This is a genomic window from Bacillota bacterium, from assembly GCA_013314855.1.
Lineage (GTDB): Bacteria > Bacillota > Clostridia > Acetivibrionales > DUMC01 > Ch48.
In genome coordinates this window covers 1-22,005 of record JABUEW010000070.1, presented here as the reverse complement: position 1 = coordinate 22,005, position 22,005 = coordinate 1, and the positions used below count along the sequence as shown (strand labels likewise).

General features: G+C 36.0%; 12 protein-coding genes and 2 pseudogenes. 12 read left to right on the top strand and 2 right to left on the bottom strand.

Features of this window, described 5'->3' with window-relative positions:
* The first annotated feature begins 307 nt into the window (after window positions 1-307).
* Complete coding sequence (locus tag HPY74_12645) at window positions 308-2,479, top strand: sodium-translocating pyrophosphatase (protein NSW91497.1); 2,172 nt, start codon at window positions 308-310, stop codon at window positions 2,477-2,479.
* Window positions 2,480-2,686: 207 nt separating this feature from the next.
* Here HPY74_12645 and HPY74_12640 read toward each other — a convergent pair whose 3' ends face one another.
* Complete coding sequence (locus tag HPY74_12640; GenBank protein NSW91496.1) at window positions 2,687-3,598, bottom strand: AEC family transporter; 912 nt, start codon at window positions 3,596-3,598, stop codon at window positions 2,687-2,689.
* Window positions 3,599-3,647: 49 nt separating this feature from the next.
* Window positions 3,648-4,064, bottom strand: a complete 417-nt coding sequence (locus HPY74_12635; protein ID NSW91495.1) for a YjbQ family protein — start codon at window positions 4,062-4,064, stop codon at window positions 3,648-3,650.
* Between the two features lie 278 nt (window positions 4,065-4,342).
* Here HPY74_12635 and HPY74_12630 point away from each other — a divergent pair, with 278 nt between their 5' ends.
* From HPY74_12630 to HPY74_12580, 11 genes and pseudogenes are all read left to right on the top strand, one after another.
* Window positions 4,343-13,240 (top strand): glycosyl transferase, encoded by an 8,898-nt coding sequence (locus HPY74_12630; protein NSW91494.1) that lies wholly within the window; start codon window positions 4,343-4,345, stop codon window positions 13,238-13,240.
* Window positions 13,241-13,995: 755 nt separating this feature from the next.
* Window positions 13,996-15,834 carry a glutamine--fructose-6-phosphate transaminase (isomerizing) gene (gene glmS / locus HPY74_12625; GenBank protein ID NSW91493.1) on the top strand — a complete coding sequence of 613 codons (1,839 nt, stop codon included), beginning with the start codon at window positions 13,996-13,998 and terminating at the stop codon, window positions 15,832-15,834.
* A 220-nt stretch (window positions 15,835-16,054) separates the two neighbouring features.
* Complete coding sequence (locus HPY74_12620; GenBank protein NSW91492.1) at window positions 16,055-16,264, top strand: hypothetical protein; 210 nt, start codon at window positions 16,055-16,057, stop codon at window positions 16,262-16,264.
* Window positions 16,265-16,674: 410 nt separating this feature from the next.
* A complete protein-coding gene (locus HPY74_12615) occupies window positions 16,675-17,328 on the top strand; it encodes a LysE family transporter (GenBank protein ID NSW91491.1) in 654 nt (217 codons plus the stop codon).
* A complete protein-coding gene (locus HPY74_12610; GenBank protein NSW91490.1) occupies window positions 17,325-17,984 on the top strand; it encodes a CPBP family intramembrane metalloprotease in 660 nt (219 codons plus the stop codon). The genes HPY74_12615 and HPY74_12610 overlap by 4 nt, the downstream gene beginning before the upstream one ends.
* A gap of 64 nt (window positions 17,985-18,048) precedes the next feature.
* Window positions 18,049-18,600 carry a flavodoxin gene (locus HPY74_12605; protein NSW91489.1) on the top strand — a complete coding sequence of 184 codons (552 nt, stop codon included), beginning with the start codon at window positions 18,049-18,051 and terminating at the stop codon, window positions 18,598-18,600.
* 64 nt (window positions 18,601-18,664) lie between these two features.
* Window positions 18,665-19,157, top strand: a pseudogene (locus HPY74_12600) (copper chaperone Copz family protein).
* Window positions 19,158-19,226: 69 nt separating this feature from the next.
* Window positions 19,227-19,763: a hypothetical protein gene (locus HPY74_12595; protein ID NSW91488.1), complete on the top strand. Its 537-nt coding sequence runs from the start codon at window positions 19,227-19,229 to the stop codon at window positions 19,761-19,763.
* A gap of 165 nt (window positions 19,764-19,928) precedes the next feature.
* Complete coding sequence (locus HPY74_12590) at window positions 19,929-20,309, top strand: DUF1232 domain-containing protein (GenBank protein ID NSW91487.1); 381 nt, start codon at window positions 19,929-19,931, stop codon at window positions 20,307-20,309.
* A gap of 217 nt (window positions 20,310-20,526) precedes the next feature.
* Window positions 20,527-20,937 carry a winged helix-turn-helix transcriptional regulator gene (locus tag HPY74_12585; protein NSW91486.1) on the top strand — a complete coding sequence of 137 codons (411 nt, stop codon included), beginning with the start codon at window positions 20,527-20,529 and terminating at the stop codon, window positions 20,935-20,937.
* 207 nt (window positions 20,938-21,144) lie between these two features.
* A pseudogene (locus HPY74_12580) lies at window positions 21,145-21,846 on the top strand (arsenic resistance protein).
* Window positions 21,847-22,005 lie beyond the last annotated feature (159 nt).

Below are 22,005 nucleotides of genomic sequence, written 5' to 3'. Positions count from 1 at the left end.
GGTTATAGTGTTATCCGATGACTTAAACGTATGGTTAAATTTATGTAATATTATTATATAATTGGATAAAATTACTAACGCAGCCACTATTAATGGATAAGAATAAAATTTTCATGCTTCAGCTCTGGATTATATATTTTTGACTATGATTAGCTTTTGTAATATGATATAATGGGATGGATTGGTGATATTTTAGCCTATCCCTCCCAAAAAGTAATTTATAAAAAATAACCGTAAGATACTTCCTTGTTGTAGGAATTCTCGCGGCTAAATGTAAGAAAATATTATACATGGGAGGTCTTTTTTTATGCTTGGATTTTTAGTAATTGCAGTAATTGCAGCCTTGGGGTTTGCAGCATTCAATTATTTTTCCGTAAAAAAATGCAGTACGGGAACAGAATTAATGAATGAAATTGCCGAAGCTATTCGTGAAGGTGCAGATGCATTTATTTTGCATGAATTCAAAGTTATATTAAAAGTTGCTATCCTTATAGCTATTGCATTAATTATCTTTCTATCCTGGTATACGGGAATAGCCTTTTTAATTGGCGCTACCATGAGCCAGCTGGCTGCGTTTGTTGGTATGAATATTGCAACTATAGCAAATGTAAGAGTTTCCAATACGGCAAGGGAAACAAAAAATCTGGGCAGTACTCTGAAAGTTGCTTTTCAGGGCGGAAGTGTTATGGGCTTAGCTGTAGGCGGTTTTGCACTTTTGGGTCTTGGGATTGTATATTTGATATTCGGCAGACTTCTTGGACAAACCAATATTGAAAACCTTATAATTGAAGCCAATTGGCTGGGGATTACATATATTCCTTTTACAATGACTGTTTCAGGTTATGCTTTAGGCTGTTCTATTATAGCAATGTTTAACCGTGTGGGTGGAGGGATATATACAAAAGCTGCAGATATGGGAGCCGATCTGGTTGGCAAAACAGAAGCGCATATTCCTGAGGATGATCCTAGAAATCCTGCCACAATCGCAGATAATGTAGGAGATAATGTAGGTGATGTGGCAGGGCTGGGTTCCGACCTTCTGGAAAGTTATGTTGGAGCTATAATAGCAAGCATAACTCTGGCAGCACATATGTTCATACATCCCCATATACCTGTTCCCGAAGTACTTATATCAAAATTGCTATTATTTCCTATAGTATTTTCGTCTATAGGCATTATATCATGCGTTATTGGAATTGCTTATTTAACCTTCAAAAAAGTATCAAACAAGCCGCATCGTGAACTAAATATTTCAGTGTGGACATCTGCATTTCTTACGATAGTTGGAAGCGGTGTATTTACATATTATTATTTTAGCGGAGTGGATGTAAGCAGTGTTGGCTTTAAAGCGGGGATTATGTCTCCCTGGTATGCAGCTCTACTAGGTATATTATGCGGAGTCTTAATAGGCTGGATAGCAGAATATTATACAAGTTATGACTATGAACCTACAAGGCGGTTAGCTCATTCATCTCTTGAAGGTACTGCGCTTACAATAACCGAGGGAATGGCACTAGGTATGAAATCAACCTTGCTGCCTGTTATCCTTCTGGGATTGACAATAGTAATTGCAAGCATGGTGGCGGGGATATATGGAGTAACTATGGCTGCGCTTGGTATGCTTTCTTTTGTCAGCGCTACTGTTTCGGTAGACACTTATGGACCTATAGCTGATAATGCCGGTGGAATAAGCGAAATGTCAAAACTTGACCCTGAAGTGCGTAAGATTACTGATAAACTTGATTCTGTTGGCAATACGACCGCAGCAATAGGAAAGGGTTTTGCAATAGGTTCGGCTGCACTAGCAGCAATGTCTCTTCTTGCTTCGTATATTCACTCACAACCTGTGGCACAATCGGCAGGTGGAGAGGCCAGCATATTTGATCTTGTTCTCAACATGATTAACCCTCTGACTCTGACCGGAGCAATTGTCGGAGCTGCATTGCCATATTTCTTCTCAGGAATGTTAATTGAATCGGTTACGAAAGCTGCCAGGGAAATGGTAAAGGAAGTAAGAAGGCAATTCAAGACAATGCCGGGCATTCTTACAGGAGAAACCCGTCCTGACTATAAAAGGTGTGTCCAAATATCTTCAGCCGGAGCTTTAAAACAGATGCTCGTACCGGCGCTTATTTCAGTGCTGACTCCTATTGTAAGCGGATTTATATTTGGAGCCGAGTTTGTCGGTGGTCTTTTGGTAGGCACATCAATTTCCGCTATTATGCTGGCTCTTTATACGGCAAATGCCGGGGGAGCATGGGATAACAGCAAGAAATATATTGAATCAGGCAAAATTGAAGGTGAAGGAAAAGGGACAAAAACCCATGAATCAGCAGTTATTGGTGATACAGTTGGGGATCCGCTGAAAGATACTGTAGGGCCTTCACTTGATATTTTAATAAAAATAATGGCGGTTGTATCATTGATAGCTGTATCAATTTTTGGCAAGTATAATTTGTTTAAGCTCCTGGTAAAGTAATAAAAAATTAATTTTCACTTATATAAGGAGAAAAATTGCAACCTTTAATAAATATTTTCCCTAATGCATGAATACCCGTCTCTTTATAGACGGGTATTTTTATCGTGTATTTCAATAATTTTTTGTTAAATTTAGTTTTCATTCTTGTTCGATGTTCAAGTCATGAGCGAAGCGAATTTTCTTGGTTTTAACCTTAACCTAATAATCTTAAACTAATAAGAAAATTACAGGGATGGTAATCATGGATATTATAGTTGAAAAAGCAACAACCCTGGATGCAAAGACTGAATCTCCGTTGTACCTCTCAGCAAAAACAGCAGTATTGGCAGCTGCAGGCATGGCTGCTGTCGCAACGCAGGAACCCAGAAGTGTATAATCATTGATTCCTGTTATCTTAAGGGTAATTAATGTAAGTAAGGGCAAAATGATAAGTCTTATTGCAGTAACATAGTATAAAGCAAATCCTGAAAAAAGCTTTTTAAAATCTGTATTGGCAATAAGAGCCCCAATAATAAGCATAGATAGCGGGGTGGTCATGGATCCGAACATTTCGAGGGTTTTCAGAATAGGGTAGGGCAGCTTTATTGAAAAGAAAAAAATTACCAACCCGATAAAAACTGCTATAATTCCCGGATTAACCAGGGCTTTTTTCATGGATTTGATGTCTTTTTCACCTGTAAATATCATGACACCGTTGGTCCAGGTAAGGATATTAAAAATTGTTATGTATATAGAAGCATAAAAAATGCCTGTTTGTCCGTACAAGGCTTCCAGAACCGGTAGACCCATATATCCGCAGTTTGAATAAATAGTGACAAACTTAAGTACGTTTTTTATATTTTTCGGATATTTCCAATAAATTATATTCCCCAGCAGTATTCCGAAAAGATGGATTGCCAGGGAATACACAAGCATTATTCCTCCTTTTGCCAGAAGTTCTTTTGAAAACTGCCGGTTGTAAGAAAATATAATCATTGCCGGCAGGGTGATGCGTAAAAGTATTTCTGATAATTTCTTTATTGTGTCGTTATTAATAATATCACGCTTTTTTGCAACAAATCCTGTGATCATTGTTAAAAAAAGTATTATTACCTGGTTTATTACTACTAAATTTTCCATATTTATTCTCCTGTTAATTTTCTGTCATAAAAAATTTCAGTATAAATATTTACTCGCCAATAATTTTTACCAGTACCCTTTTCCTCCTCTTACCGTCAAATTCGCCGTAAAATATTTGTTCCCAGGGGCCGAAATCCAATTTGCCGTCAGTTACCGCAATTACAACTTCCCTTCCCATTATAGTACGTTTTAAATGGGCATCTGCATTATCTTCAAATCCATTATGGTAATATTGACTATAAGGTTTTTCCGGAGCAAGTTTCTCAAGAAAAATTTCAAAATCTTTATGCAGGCCACTTTCATCGTCATTTATAAATACGCTTGAAGTTATATGCATTGCGTTGCATAGAAGTAACCCTTCTTTTATACCGCTTTCTTTTAGGCAGTCCTCAACAAGAGGTGTTATATTAATAAATTCTCTGCGCTTTTTTGTCTCAAACCATAATTCTTTTTTATAACTTTTCATAGTATACCTCCATCAGTTTAATATTTTCCGGATTAACATTCTCCAGATTAATATTCTATATTTGAATTAATTATTTTTCAAGGTACACTGGGTGCGTTGGGTAAATTTAATTTGAGTGAAGAAAATATTGAAAGGAATGGTCATGTTACTGGAATATATTTCTTTACTTTTGAAAAATGCACCAATAAGGCTAAATATTAATTATTTAAAATTTGGGTAATACTAATAAAAATAGGTTAAATATAAACTAAATTTTAGGGAATGGTGAATTGCTTACAATGGATTTAATGATTGTACCTACATATATGGTTTTAGTAAGTTTGGTAATTTTTCTTTCTATGTTATTGCTTTCCGACAGAAAGGAAAAGAAAAGGGAAGTTGAAATCAATGATGCCATACTTGGCCCTGAAGAGCTTAAAAATCATGCAGTTGGCATAGCCAGGAACCATATTGTAAAAAAAAGTTCCAGTGCTCTAAGTTGGCTTATTTCAAGGATGAATAGCAACTATAGGGTTATTGCCCAGATATATAGAGTTTTGAATAATGATGTGCAGAAGAATCTGCCGGTTCCCCCTTCGGCCGAGTGGCTCCTTGATAATTTTTACGTTATTGAAGAAGAATTTAAAGATATAAAGCAGAATATTCCTTGGAAAAGCTTTTCCAGGCTTCCGGTTTTAAAAAGCGGTTATTTAAAGGGCTATCCGCGAATATTTGCTATAGCTTTAGAGATTGTTTCCCATACTGATGGTAGGATAGATGAAAATACGATAGTTGGATTCATTGAAGCTTATCAGACTCAGAAAGTACTGTCATCGGAAGAACTCTGGGCCCTTGCGATAATGGTACGTATCGCTTTAATAGAGAATTTAAGGCAGATATGTGTAAAGATGCTTAACACTAAAAAACAGTGGCGTAAGGCTGAAGAAATAGGAGATCTTATCAAAAATAACTTAAATAGAGGTAAAGAAGAAATTTTGTGGTTCCTTAACGAGTATGTAAAAGATGGGGGAGAAATATACTCTTCTTTTATTGAACATTTAGTAAAAATACTAAAAAAACAGGGCAGAATATTATTACCTATAATTAAATATATTGATGAGAAGCTGGCTGACCAAGGTTTAAAGTCTGACGATGTTGCAGCCTTTGAACATCAGATCCAGGCAGCACTCCAGGTATCTATAGGAAACTCCCTGACCAGCCTTAAATTAGTCCAATCAATGGATTGGAATGAAGTATTTGAATCACTAAGTTACGTAGAAAGCATTTTAAGGCGTGATCCTGCTAATGTATATATGAAAATGGATTATAAGTCAAAAAATTATTACCGCAATTCTGTAAATAAGTTGGCAAGGGTATGTAATGTTTCTGAAACTCTTATAGCCCTTAAGGCACTGGAGTGTGCACAGGAGTATGCAGGTAAAGAGAAAAGTCCTCTGGACCACATCGGTTACTATATTTTAGGAAAAGGAAAGAGCTTGCTTCTCTCAAAAATAAACTGTAAAACCGAGGGATTAAGATACCTGGGAGAAATTACAAAAAGATATCCGGCTTATTTTTATCTTGGCACAATTGTATTATTTACGACACTTATTACTCTTCTTTTAAGTTATTATGCATCATATGCAACCGTCAATAAGGGTATACAATCTATTTTTTTAACTTTATTGTCAGCTTTTGTGGTTATCATTCCAGCAAGTGAAATAGCTATTGCACTTGTAAATTTCGCTGTAAGCCATATTTGTTCTCCATCTCTGTTGCCTAAGCTTGAATTAAAGGATGGTATTCCACAAGAACACAGCACAATGGTTATAGTTCCCACTCTTCTCCCTAATGAAAAAAGGGTCAATGATTTATTGGAACAGCTTGAAGTGCATTATCTGGCAAACAAAGAGAAGAACATATATTTTGCATTGGTTGGAGATTTTAAGGATGCGGCATCAAAGAATCTTCCCGAAGATGAAAAAATAATAGAAGCAGCAATTAAAGGAATTAAGGAGTTAAACAAGCGTTATGGAGAAGAAGGGAAAGACATATTTTACTATTTCCACAGGGAAAGACAATATAATCCTGTCCAAAAGCGATGGATGGGTTGGGAACGCAAAAGGGGTGCAATAATTGAAGTAAATGACCTTTTAAGAGGTTCGTCGGGAACAAGCTATAATGTCATTAGCTGTGAATTTTCCGATATACCTCGTATTAAATATGTGATTACCCTGGATGCGGATACAAGAATGCCTATAGGAACTGCAAAAACCCTTGTAGGGACTATTGCCCATCCTATGAATAGAGCAATTATTGACAAGAAAAAAGGAATAGTAATAGAGGGGTATGGCATTTTTCAACCGAGGATTAATATAAGCATTACCAGTGCAAGTATTTCATTTTTCACAAAAGTGTTTGCAGGACAGGGAGGTATTGACCCTTATACAACTGCAGTATCGGATGTTTACCAGGACTTGTTTGGGGAAGGCATTTTTACAGGAAAAGGTATTTATGAACTGGACGTTTTTCAGGAAGTATTGAAAAAAGCCATACCGGAAAACTCGGTATTAAGCCATGACCTGTTGGAAGGGTGTTATGCCCGTGCATGCCTTGTTACCGATGTTGAACTGGTAGATGGATACCCTGCCAGGTATAACTCTTTTTCTATGAGGTTGCACAGGTGGGTAAGAGGAGACTGGCAACTTGTACCCTGGTTGGGGCGTATAGTTAAAGACAGGGAAGGCAACCTGGTCAGAAATCCATTATCAATAATAAGCAAATGGAAAATAATAGATAATATGAGAAGAAGCCTTATAAACCCTTCACTACTATTGCTGATAATATTAGGATTCGTCCTACTACCTGGCAGTGGATATGTATGGCTTGGCCTTGCTGTGTTAACAGTTACCATTTACCCTTTAATTCAAATAATATATAACCTTTTGGCAGGTAATTATTTTAAGTACAGGCAGGGAAAGTATGCCCAGGGTATGAGTCCTCTAAAGGCAAGCTTGTATCAAGCTTTACTGCAGCTAACTTTTATCCCATATCAAGCCTACTTGATGGTTGATGCTATTATCCGTACAATAATAAGGCTTTCCTTTACTAAAAAAAATATGCTGGAATGGGTGACTGCTGCCGATATGGAAGCTTCTCTTAAAAATGATGTAAAAAGTTTTTGGAAAAGAATGTGGATGTCTTCAGTAACCGGTGTTGTGTTTTTATTTGGGACAATTTATTTAAACCCTGGAATGATCATACCGGCATTTATAATATCCGTACCTTGGATTGCTTCATTTTATATTGCTTACCTTATAAGCCAACCGTATGTAAAAAAAGTTGAAAAACCGGGTCCGGAAGATATTCAGCTTTTAAGAAAGATTGCCAGAAGAACCTGGGGATATTTTGAGGATTTAGTAACCGAGAAGGACAATTTCCTTCCCCCGGATAATTACCAGGAGGAACCATATAAAGGTATTGCTCACAGAACTTCTCCTACTAATATTGGACTAATGATGGCTTCCATAATATCTGCAAAAGATTTAGGGTATATTGGTTTTCTTGAAATGGGAATGTGGCTTGATAAAGTAGTTACAACCATTGAAAAAATGGAGAAGTGGGAAGGACATCTCTACAATTGGTATAATACCAACACTCTTAAAGTATTGAGGCCGGCTTATGTTTCAACAGTTGACAGTGGTAATTTTGTTGGGTATTTGATGGTTGTAAGACAAGCCATAGAGGATATTCTAAACAGCAGTCCTGTGGATATAAACATGGCTCTTGGGCTAAAAGATATCTTAAATATTATAAAGGAAGAAGTAAAGAGTATAGAGGTGGAACCTTCTATTGATAACAATTTTAATATTAATATAGCATTTTTGGAGGAACAGGTTGATATTTATCTTGAAATAAGCATATTAAAAGGGGAAATAGATGTTGAACATTGGAAAAAGCTTTTGGAGCAGGTAATTTCCAGTATGAAAAGGTATACTTCAAATAAAAAATTCAACAATTTTCCGTGGTTAGACAAACTTCTTTTAACTGCTGAGATTTATAAGAAAGAATTGGTAAGCTTTTTACCTTTATCAAAAGTATCTATTTGTAATGATTACTCTGCTTCGCTTGATTCAGAAAGCAGACAAATTATAGAAGAATTTATATTTAAGATTTTCAAGGGTCATAAAGTAGGAAGTTTATTATTTAACCAATTACCGAATTTATATGAGGATATGATAAAAGAAATACAAAATATGCTAGATATTACGGATAATGGGTCACCGAGACAGATAGGGAAAGGAAAAGCATTATTAAAAGAGTTAGCAGAAGATATAGAAGCTGCGGCCATCAAGGCCGGCGAATTTATTAATTTGTGTAATAGTTTGTCTGAGCGCATTAATAAACTTATTAATAATGTCAAATTTTCCACGCTTTATGATAAAAAAAGGCAACTTTTCTATATTGGATATGATGTTGAAAAGAACAGGTTCAGCAAGGCATATTATGACCTCTTGGCATCTGAATCCCGCCAAACCAGCTTTATAGCTATTGCAAGAGGAGAAGTGGATAAAAAGCATTGGTTTAAACTTGGCAGAAGGTTGACAATGGCAGATGATTGCAGAGGACTGGTATCATGGACAGGCACAATGTTTGAGTATCTCATGCCATTACTAATCATGGCAAACTATGAAAACACTTTAATGGATGAAACTTATAGATGCGTAGTAAAAACCCAGAAAACATACGGAAGAAAACGAAATATACCATGGGGAGTATCGGAATCTGCCTACTATGCTTTTGATATTAACCTAAATTATCAGTATAAGGCTTTTGGAGTGCCTGAATTGGGACTGAAACGAGGCTTGGTTAACGACATGGTTATTGCCCCATATTCTACGATGCTTGCTTTAAATTTGGATCCGAACGGTACAATAGAAAACATCCATAGACTGATGGAAGAAGGATTGTATAGTAATTACGGTTTATACGAGGCGATAGATTATACCCCTTCCAGGTTGACTTCGGGACAAAGGGGAGCTATTATAAAGTCCTTTATGGCTCATCATCAGGGTATGAGCCTTCTTGCATTAAACAACTACTTAAATAACAATATTCTCCAGAAAAGATTTCACAAAAATCCTTCAATAAAGGCTGCAGAGCTTTTGTTGCAGGAAAGGGTACCTTACAATGCTATTTTAACTAAGGGATACAAAGTTAAATTAGTTCCTGCAAAAAGAATTATTATTGAAGGCGGCAGGGTTATTAGACGGTTTGGAATACCTGATTCAGGGTTTCCCCATATGCATATATTATCTAACGGCAAATATTCACTAATGGTGACAGATGGTGGCTTAAGCTACAGCAAGTATAATGATATTGTCGTGTCAAGATGGAAGGCAAGTTTGGAAGACCCAAAGGGGAGTTTTATATATGTGAGGGATGTTACTTCCGATAAGGTTTGGTCGGTAACTTACGAGCCTTATAGGATAAAGCCTGAAAAGTACAGGGTAGTGTTTTCTCCTGATAAGGCTGAGTTTATAAGGAAAGACGACAATATTGAAACCCGTATGGAAATTATTGTATCAACAGAGGAACATTCTGAGATAAGAAGAGTATCTTTAACCAACTATAACCATGAACCGTTAATAATAGAAACTACAAGTTATATGGAAGTAGTACTGGCTCATCCTGATGAAGATTTAGCTCATCCAGCATTTAGTAAGCTTTTTATTACAACGGAGTTCAATCCTCAATATAATTGTATTTTAGCGGAAAGAAGGCCAAAAAGTCAAAAAGATAAGAGATTGACAGCTTTGCATTTAGTAACAGTTGAAGGTGAAGTTATCGGTAATGTTGAGTATGAAACAGATAGGGCAAAATTCATAGGTAGAAATAGGAGCCTTGCAAATCCGCAGGCAATGGAGCCTGACCAACCTTTATCGAACACAACGGGCTTTGTTCTTGACCCTATAATGAGCATAAGGTACAGGGTTAAAATAGAACCGGGCAAAACTGTACGCTTATCATATGTTACGGCAATAAGTGAAACGCATAAGGAGGCCATAGAAATTGCTGAAAAATACAGCCAGGTAAAATCGATTGAAAGAGCTTTTGAATTGGCTTGGACCCGCAGTCAGATAGAGTCAGGTTACTTGGGATTTAAAGCAGAGGAAATAGAGCTTTATCTAAAAATGCTTCCTCATATATTAATTCCCGGACCTCTTAGAAGAAAATGGGAGGATGTTATTTTAACCAATAAAAAAGGGCAGCCGGCTTTGTGGGCTTTCGGTATATCAGGTGATATTCCTATTCTCCTTCTTCATATCTATAAAAAGGATGATATAGAAATTATCAATAAGATTCTAAAAGGTCATGAGTATTGGGGGATGAAAGGAGTTGAGCTTGATCTTGTAATAATAACTGAGGATGAAAGTGGTTATTTACAACTTCTTCAGGATATGGTAAAGGATGCGGTAGCATCAAGCCATGCCAGGGAGTTGTTGGGTAAGAGGGGTGGAGTGTTTATTATTAGCAAAAATCAAATTACAGATGAAGATGTAGTTTTATTATATACTGCGGCCAGATTGGTATTAAAAGGTAATTCGTATCCTATAGAAGAACAATTAGAATGGGAAAGAAAAATGAAAGAAAAAAGTACCAAGGAAGTAACCCATTATGAAAGCAGTGTTTGTGAAAACAGGAATTATGTAAGCAGAATTGAAGCACAGGGACAACATAAATTCCAGGAAATACATCCAGTGGCCAGGGAAGTGTCTCCCGCTAACCAAGTGTCTCTAAAGTTTTTTAATGGATTGGGCGGATTCGCTAATGATGGAAAGGAATATATAATTTACCTTAAAAACAAACAAACAACTCCTGCCCCATGGATAAATGTCATATCAAACAAAAATTTTGGATTTATAATATCCGAATCGGGAGGAGGATATACCTGGGCTGAAAATAGCCGTGAAAACAAGCTGACTCCCTGGTCAAATGACTGGGTAACGGATAACCCGGGGGAAATAATATATATAAGAGATAATAATGCGGGTAAATACTGGAGTATGACTCCATCTCCCATAAGAAACAAAAATGGGTATATAATAAAGCATGGGTATGGTTATTCTTCTTTTGAACATCAATGTGAAGGGATACAACATGAACTGATATTGTTTGTGCCTGTTGATGACCCTGTTAAGGTGTCGCTGGTTGTTTTGGAAAACAAGCTGGACGTAGAAAGAAAACTATCTTTATTTTATTATATAAAGCCTGTTTTAGGTGTACATGAAAAAAACACATCACAATATATTTATACAAGCATTGATAAGGATTCAGGCATTTTTACCGTAGAAAACCCTTTTAACACGGAATTTGCGGGAAAGATAACTTTCATTGATTCTTCTTTACCGGAGAAATACGTCACAGGCGATGCCCTGGAATTCATAGGGGCAGATGGCAGTTTAAGAGATCCTCAAGCAATAAAAAGGAAAATGCTGTCAGGCGCTGTAGGAGCAGGGTTTGATCCTTGTGCGGCAATACAGATTAATGTTGAATTGGAGCCTAAGGAGAAAAAAGAATTAGTATTTCTTCTTGGACAAGGTAAGGATATGGGGCAGGTAATAAATTTATGCCAAAAATACAGAAGTATAGCTGAAGCAAAAAAAGAATTTGAAAAAGTAAAGGAATTATGGGATAGGAAACTAGGTATAATCCAGGTTTATACACCTGATGAAACTATGAATGTGATGCTAAATGGCTGGATTTTATACCAGGTAATATCCTGCCGCCTATGGGCAAGGTCAGCTTTTTATCAATCCGGAGGGGCCTTTGGGTTCAGAGATCAGTTGCAGGATGTGATGGCATTAGTATATGCGTGGCCTGAGTTGACGCGGGAGCAGATAATGCTTCATTCATCAAGGCAATTTATTGAAGGGGACGTGCAGCACTGGTGGCATCCGGAAACCGGTAGAGGTATACGTACTAGGTATTCCGATGACTTGCTGTGGCTTCCTTATGTTACTGCAGACTATATAACGTGTACAGGCGATTGGGATTTACTGAATGAAGAGATAACATATATTGAAGACAGACCTTTGGATGAAGATGAAAGTGAAAGGTATAACATCCCAAGAGTTTCAGAAGTAAAAGATACAGTTTACAAACATTGTATAAAAGCTATTGAAAAAGCCTTGAAATTTGGTGAACATGGTATCCCTCTTATAGGGTCGGGGGATTGGAATGACGGTATGAATACAGTGGGTAATAAAGGCAAAGGCGAAAGTATATGGTTAGGTTGGTTTCTATGTACTGTAATGAAAAAGTTCATTCCAATCTGTGAGAAAATGGGAGATTCCGAAAAAGTAGAGGAATTTAGAAAAATAATTACTCAAATTATTATGGCAATAGAAGAAAACGCCTGGGATGGCAGTTGGTATCGGAGGGCATATTTTGATGACGGCAAACCGTTAGGTTCTACGCAGAATAGTGAATGCCGGATTGATTCCGTTGCGCAATCCTGGGCTGCCATATCCGGCTTTGGAGACAAAAACCGTACACGGGAGGCTTTAAATGCAGTTGAGAATTACCTTGTTGACAAGGAAGCGGGGCTCATAAAACTATTTACTCCCCCTTTTGATAAAGGTGACCTGGAACCGGGCTATATAAAAGGGTATGTACCAGGGGTAAGAGAAAACGGCGGACAATATACCCATGCTGCAATATGGGTTATACTGGCTTTTGCGAAACTAGGGGAAGGTGACAAAGCCTATGAACTTTTTTCCATGATAAACCCCATAAACCATTCTCGTACCCAGATTGAAGCAGCTCGGTATAAAACTGAACCTTATGTATTGGCAGCTGATGTTTATGCAATACCGCCCAACACGGGTAGAGGAGGCTGGACATGGTATACAGGAGCTGCAGGGTGGATGTACCGGGTTGGTATAGAACATATTTTAGGCATTAAAAAGCAGGGAGAAACTCTCGTTATTGACCCTTGCATTCCTGCAGATTGGTCCGGTTACTCTGTTAGGTACAAATATGGGAAGTCGGAATATGAAATTCGGATTCAAAATCCATATAGATTAAATAAGGGAGTAAAGCAAGTTACTGTGGACAGCAGAGTAATTGAAGGCAATGTACTATGTTTGAAAGATGATGGAAATAAGCATTTGGTTGAGGTTATTTTGGGGTAGGTAATAGGATAGATAAGAGGGTAAATAAGATATTTTGGCAGTGATGAATTATTAATTGTAATTGTTGAAAATGAAAGATTACGAAAAAAATAGTGGATTCTTTTTGCACATTTAATTATAATTAATTATATAATTATATAGAGAGATATATAGAGAATATTTATACACAAGCTAATACATATTATTTATAAAGAGATTAATGTGAGGTGATGATTACTTATTTATAATGGAGTATTACGGAATATTATAGTGGGGTTTATATATTTTATATGCCGGAAAGGAGGAAAACAGGTAATAATTGATGCAGAATCAAGATTTAAGAATTTACTGCATAATATTATAATATTATAATAAAGGCATGAAAAAAGCGCCAGGACGGGAAAAACCCGTTGACGAGGAGAAGGAGGTCATTGGACTCATGGCTTTATCCAATGAGTTATCGAAAGATTCGGCGGAAACCTTCCGGTCTGCCACGACCGCAGAAACTCTTCAAAATGGCAGGCAACTGCAGCACAAAGAGAGTTTTGGTGGCAACCCCTGTCATATTTATTATTCCTGATTATATTCCTGAGAGTTAAGTATCGTTAAATATTAATGTTTTTTAAGTTTTGATATAATCTTTAAGTTTAATCTGAAGTTATATCTTGGGTTATATCCACTTAATTATTGCCGTTATTGCAGTTCTGTAAAATTTTATATGAAAGTTAAAGTTAGTATTGCCCTAAAAATAATTATATGACAGGAGGATATGTAATATGTGTGGAATAGTTGGTTATATAGGAGAGAAGAATGTAGCGCCTATACTTTTGGACGGCTTGAAAAAGCTTGAATATAGAGGATATGATTCAGCAGGAATCGCCGTATATAATAGGAGCGGTATAAATGTTGTAAAATGTAAAGGCAGGTTAAAATGTCTTGAAGAAAGAGTAAATAATAATATGCTGAATAACCTGTTGGATGGGAATATGGGTATTGGACATACAAGGTGGGCTACCCATGGAGAGCCAAATGATGTAAACTCTCATCCCCATGTAAGCAATTCCGGCAAAATAGCTGTAGTGCATAATGGAATTATTGAAAACTATATGAAACTTAAGGACATGCTTGAAACGGAAGGTTTTGTGTTTGTTTCGGAAACCGATACGGAGGTTATTGCCCACTTGATTGAATACTATTATAAAGGGGATATTTTCAAAGCAGTAGCAGAATCTTTAAGACAGCTGGAAGGCTCCTATGCCTTGGCGGTTATTTCCGGGGAATGGCCCGACAGATTTATTGTTGCCAGAAAAGGAAGCCCGCTAATAATTGGGCTGGGTGAAGGTGAAAACTTTATAGCATCGGATATACCGGCTATTCTTTCTTATACCAGGAATTCTTATTTGCTTGAAGATGGAGAAATAGCCGTAGTAAAAAAGGATAATGTCACAGTATGGGATGTTTTCGAAAATAGAATAAATAAGGAAATATTTAGAATAGAATGGGATATATCGTCAGCTGAGAAATCGGGCTATGAACATTTCATGATAAAGGAGATATGTGAAGAGCCGGAAGCTTTGAAGAATACAATAAATGCAAGGATTAGAAATGGCAGTATACTGATTGATAATTGCTTTATTTCAAAGGAAAGTCCGGATAATATAAGGAAGATATTTATTGTAGCATGTGGTACGGCTTATCATGCAGGTATTGTAGGGAAATATGTAATTGAAAAACTTGCCAGGATTCCTGTTGAAGTGGATATTGCGTCGGAATTCAGGTATCGCGATCCAATAATAAATCCCGGTGATATTGCCATAATTATAAGCCAATCGGGAGAAACAATAGATACCTTGTTTGCATTAAGAGAAGCAAAGAAGAAAGGAGCAAAAATACTTTCCATTGTTAATGTAGTGGGAAGTTCCATAGCCCGCGAGTCCGATAATGTTATTTATACGTGGGTGGGACCGGAAATAGCTGTAGCTTCTACAAAGGCTTACAATGCCCAGCTTGCGGTGCTTTACCTTATTGCACTTGATCTTGCATTAAAAAGGGGTAGTATTGATGAACAGAGTGCTATGGATATAATAGAAGAAATAAAAAGGGTACCTGATTACATATCGAATGTCCTAAAAGATAGGGAAAAACTGCAAAAGTTTGCTGCAAGGCATTATAACGCAAATAGTGTGTTTTTTATCGGAAGAGGCTTGGACTACGCTCTTGCAATGGAAGGTTCTTTGAAGCTTAAGGAAATATCTTATATACATTCGGAGGCTTATGCGGGCGGCGAATTGAAACACGGAACAATTGCCTTGATTGAAGAAGGAACACTTGTAATAGCTCCAGTGATTCAGGACACTCTAAAAGAAAAAATGATAAGCAATATAAAAGAGGTAAAGGCAAGAGGAGCAATTGTACTGGCGATTGCCAGGAGGTGCGATAGCAGTGAGGTGGCAAAAGCTGCTGACGTAGTTATCACAATACCTGATATGTTGCCTTTGATTGCGCCTCTGGTGGCAATCACTCCTTTACAGCTTCTTGCTTACTATTTTGCTGTTCAAAAGGGATGCGACGTGGATAAACCGAGAAACCTTGCAAAAAGCGTGACAGTGGAATAGGTGTATACAGAAAATAAGCTCCATGTGTATAATACAAATAAACTCCACTCCATAATAATAAAGTTGACTCTATAAAAATAAAGTTCGTTCCAAAACCTCGCAGTAGATGCAAGAGAAATCTTGTTTTGCTGCGGGGTTTGGTTTTTGGTAGGGTAGACAGGGATAAGGTGTAAGGGTTAAGATTGTTAGGGTTAAGGAGTAAGGAATAAGGCTAAAGGCAATGATTTTAAAGGGATTGAGGAAAGTATTGATTATAGTATTGAGAGAAATATTGATACCAGGATTGATAAAAAGCATTAGAAAAAACACATGCGAAAATGCAACCTTCTCCCTTTTTCCTTTCAACATATCCCTATTTGGAACCGACTTTATTTTAAAAATAATTACAAGGATTAAGGAAAAAGTGTTAATAAATGGGATAAAAATATGAGATTTTAGAGCGGACTTTATTATCTGGTAGAAATTAGGATGTAGGAAAATCAAGGGTTTGAGGGGTGTGGGTGGAGTGGAGATTATTTTAAATATATATAGTTAGGGGTAAGGATTTTTGGGTTAAGGAATAAGGGAAAATCGATAAAATAATAAAGTTTACTCTGAGATAATAAAGTCGATTCTAAAACAATAAAGTCGGTTCTGTAATAATAAAGTTGGCTCTATAAGAATAAAATTAGTTCTTTAAAGAGAATGATGCTGTTAGTGCTTTTATAAACGGTAAGATTTTATTAAAATAAAACTTAATTAAATTGAAATTTATTGTTATTATATTTATGTGCATGGATACTAAAAATAGAAGCCGATTTTGATAGTAAGGCATTTTGATAATAAGAGGGGTTAATTAACATGGTTTTGTGGGGAATTTTCATCAGTGCTTTTTTAATAGGCTTTTCAGGAGCAATGATGCCTGGGCCTATGTTGGGGGTCACGATTGATGGTAGTTTTAAAAAAGGGTGGATAGCAGGCCCTTTGGCAGTATTAGGACATGGAATCCTGGAACTTATATTAATTATCATTATGACATTCGGACTTAAAGATTTCTTTTCTAAGCCGACAATCGCAGGATTTATTGGGTTATTTGGCGGTGCTTTTCTTGCATGGATGGGCTATGGAATGATAAAATCTGGTATAAATAAGTCAGTTTCTCTGGAGAATCAAAGAGCAGGGAATAGTGCAGGAAAGAGAAATCTTGTATTGGTGGGAGCACTTGTAAGTGCTACTAATCCTTACTTCATTCTCTGGTGGGCATCAACAGGGATGGAATCAATACGCCAGTCTTATACTTTAGGGTTAATTGGTGTTTTGTTCTTTTTTATAGGACATATTTTATCGGACTTTGTATGGTATTCAGCAATTTCCACGGCATTTTCCAGAGGCAAGAAACTGATAAGTGATACTGTATATCGCTGGATTATTTTGTTGTTAGGCATATTTATTATAGCATTTTCAATATATTTTATAAGCAGCGGCTGGAAGATGCTATTGGGGGCGATAAAGTGAGAAAAAAGATTGGTATATGGTTTGAATTAGCATTTGTATATATAACTGCTTTAATTATTGCTGAATTTAGCACAGTGATTGTATCGCTGGGAGGAGACATTCCAACAAAAATAATAATTACATTACTGGTATATGTAGTTGTGACAGCAATTTCGTTTCTAATTATTATTTTAAGGAAAATCCCTTTCACGCAATTAGGGTATACAAAAGACAATATTGGAAAGCAGTTGAAGATTGGTTTTTTTATTTTTTGTATAACTATTTCCTTTGTTGTTTTGCCGTTATTTTTTGGAGTTAGCAAGGAGGATGTATTGAGTATTAAATATTCCTCTATTTGGGTATTGCTATTTTATCTTATTTATGATTTTTTATTTGTGGGTTTTGGAGAAGAGTTTATCTTTAGAGGTTATTTCATACAAAGGTTAGCGGTAGCAACAAAATCTGATTTATTCGCCATAATTTTTTCGTCATTATTATTTGGATTATGGCACTTTCCAAACGGACGCAATGTTTTGCAAGTGATAATGACAACAATATTGGGACTGTTTTATGGATTTTCAAAGTATAAAATGAAAAACTGCTCAACAGTATCCGTATCGGTAGCACATGGCTTACATGATGCGGCAATTGCATTGTTGAGTTATTTTCTCTTATGAAGATTAAGACTATTATTTGTGTTTGTCTTAATCTGAAAACTTAACTGGTAAGGGGGTTAATATTATGGAAGATAACAGTAATAAAGTAGTTGTTATTTACAAATCAAAGTATGGCAGTGCACAACGCTATGCACAGTGGATTGCAGATGAAGTCAAGGCGGATTTATTTGAAAGGTCTAAAATTACATTAAACGACATTCTCAAATATGATACAATTGTTTATGGCGGTTCGTTGTATGCTGCTGGTATTTTGGGTATCTCACTCATAAAAAAGAACTTCGACAAATTAAAAGATAGAAAAGTGATAGTGTTTTCTGTAGGTGCGTCTTCAGCATATCCTGAAGCAATAAACGATATTAAAAATAATAATTTTACTGAAGAAATGAAGGAAAGAGTTCATTTCTTCCACTTGCGAGGTGGCTTCAATTATGAGAAGTTAAATCCAATTGATAAGGTTTTAATGTATCTTCTTAAGAAAAAACTGGAGCATAAGAAGCCTGATGAACTTACTGACGATGAAAAAGGAATGCTTGCATGCTATAAACATCCTGTTGACTGGACAAATAAAAAATCAATAAGTCCGATTGTTGAATTAATAAAAAGTAGTACCAAATGACAATTATACACAATAGAAATGGAAATTATAATAAAAATTTGGTATAAGAGAGGGAAGTAAAAAAATGACAAATGAAAAAATAAATAATTGCTGTTGCTCTGGTGGAAAAGAGACATCTCATAAAATAGAAAATGACGATATATGTCCTGTATGTAAAACATCAGGAATTAAAGTAAAAAAATATTACAGTCAGGCATTTGGTAGTTGATACCCTTGCAGAATCGGTCGGAGATATGGATTATTATATATGTGTAAATGAAGAATGTGATGTTGTTTATTATAATCCACAATCAGATGTTAAGTTTGAAAAGCAGCAAGTGAAACTACCTATATGGTTTAAAAAAGATGCTAATCCCAAATATGTCTGCTACTGCAGCAAGGTTACAGAGGAACAGGTAATAGATGCCGTAATAAAACATGGTGCAAAAACAGTTAAGGATATTATAGAAATCACAGGGGCGATGAAAAACAGCCGGTGTATAAAGAATAACCCTTTAGGGAAATGTTGCCACAAGATAATTCAGGAGGCTATAGATAAAGGGTTATCCATGAAATAAGTGCAGGTATATTTAATACTGCATTTTTTATATATTGCGGCTTATGAACTTTAGGGAGGGAAAAGGCATATGGGAATTGATATGCATGAAGAAGCAAGAAAAATAGGTCAGTTAGTAGGGGAAATGTCTTGTACATTGCAAATTGTAAAGAAATTAAAAGAAATGGGTTTTAGTATAAAACAAGTGTTACAGACTATTGAGTTGCCAGAGAGTGCTGTTTTGCGGGTTTTTGATGGCAAAGAAGATATTAGAAAAATAGCAGAGGATACTGTAAATCAGCAAATAGCAGAAAATGGCGGTAAAATTCCAGAAGAGCAGGACTTTATAAAATGGGTAGAAAATGCACTTGAGTATTTTGTACCAGAAGAAGATAAGGAAGAACTAATACCTCTTAAAGAACCACAAAGGCTCACTTGTGAGCAGTGGGTTCAGTATACTCCCTATGAAAACAAATTAGAACTTTTTGATGGGCAGGCACTGGCAGATTTAAGAGAACGGGAAAATATGATAATTGCCCTTTTGTACAACATCGGGCTGGAACACTTTATTAAAATACTCCCGAAGGAGTCTAAAACAATATTGAAGGAACTTTTGAATGAACAATAAAATAAAAAAGAGTATTCCTATGAAATATAAAGTTATGTATAATGAATTGAAAGCATTTTATTTATCGCTAAATCCTGAACAATAAAAAAGTTTGAAAAAAGCCAATCCTTGATTTGAATCAGTATAAGCAAATTGCTAAAGAAATGAAGTATGAAAGATTTGAAAATGATAAAAAGAATAAAAGAAAAAACAAGCGAGTTAAAGAAACAGGTTTTTGCTTTATATCTGGCATATAAAAAGAAAGAAACACCTTTGATTTCAAAGGTCTTTACTGCTATTGTTGTTGCATATGCACTAAGTCCCATAGACCTGATACCTGACTTTATCCCTGTATTAGGATATTTAGATGACTTCATACTGATACCTATGGGGGTTGCGATTGCATTAAAGTTGATTCCAGCGGAAATTATGGAAGAATGCAGAAAAGAAGCCGAGGCAAAATTGAAAAGTGATATTCCAGAAGCCAAGGTAGCAGGTGCGGTTATTGTAATACTGTGGATACTGATTTTAGGATTTATCGGGTACAGGATATTAGCAATTTTTTGAGTCAAATTAGGCTAGAGCGGTAGCAAGGATAAAGTTTCTGAACAATGTCCAGCCTGACTATGTAAAGGTCAGGAGAAGGTAGAAGTATTGAAAGAGTAAAGGGTTAAGGTGTTAGGAGTTGAGTTGCGAATAAGGGAATAATATATTTATTGACAAAAATATAAATTTACACTATTATATGAGTATAAACGAATACAATCATATAGGTGGTGATAAATTGGATTTGATAGAAATATTTAAAGCATTGGGAGATGAAAACAGAATTAGAATACTCAATTTGTTAATAAGACAAGAACTCTGTGTATGCGAGATAGAAACGGTGCTGGATATGACTCAGTCTAATGTTTCAAGACATTTAAACAAATTAAAAAGTACGGGTGTTATAACCAGTGAAAAGGAATCACAATGGGTCTATTATAGAGTAGATAACAAGTTTATTGAAGAAAATAACCTGCTGTATGAATTTATTAAAAACAAGATGGATGAAAATACGCAATTGCTAAAAGATGTAGAAAGACTTAAAAAATATAAAAACAGTAACTTTACTTGTGAACAATTGCGGGAAGATAAAAGTCGGATTCTAAAGTATCTTCAAGGACAGTGTGAGAAGATGAAACATGAAAAATAGTATAACTTTTATAGATATTGTTTGAATGCATTTTAGGATACTTTTTAGAGAATACAAAACATCATTTTGCTTAATGTTGCGCTTAAAACATTGATAGAATATTGTAATTAGCATATTATATGATTATAATTGAATATAATCATATAAGTAAGAACAAATTTAATATTAAATGGATTGGAGGCATAAAACTTGAGTAGTAAAGAAGTAATGCAAGAAAAAAAGGGATTGGGTTTTTTTGAAAAATACCTAACACTGTGGGTAGCGGCGTGTATCATAGCGGGAGTTGCCATTGGACAATTGATTCCTGTAATTCCCCAAACTTTAAGTCAGTTTGAATACGCAAAAGTGTTCATCCCTGTTGCCATACTAATATGGCTGATGATATACCCTATGATGCTGAAAATTGATTTCTCAAGCATTATCAGGGCAACAAAAAAACCAAAGGGACTTACTGTCACCTGTGTGACAAACTGGCTTATTAAGCCTTTTACAATGTATCTTATAGCAGCCTTTTTCTTAAAAGTAGTATTCAGCAGGTGGATTGGCCCAGATTTGGCGACAGACTACCTTGCGGGTGCAGTATTATTAGGAGCCGCACCATGCACCGCCATGGTGTTCGTCTAGAGTTATTTGACAAAAGGGGACCCTGCTTATACATTGGTACAGGTAACAGTTAATGATTTAATTATATTGTTTGCATTTACACCAATTGTAGCATTCCTATTAGGTGTAAGTAATGTAAGTGTTCCTTATAACACGTTAGTGTTATCTACAATCCTGTTTGTTGTAGTTCCTTTGGCTGGAGGATATCTTACAAGAAGGAACATTATCAAGCATAAGGGCATAGAGTATTTTGAGAACGTTTTTCTAAAGAAATTTGATAATGTAACTATCGTAGGGCTACTTCTTGCATATTTCGGAGCAAACTGGACAGCCATTCCGGTTGAATGTTGACACTGATTTCGGCAGAAACTGGACAGTTATTCCGGTTTTGACTGGACAGCAATTCCGACATAAAATGGACATTCATACCGGGAAATACTGGACAGCAGTTCCGGTTGAATGTGG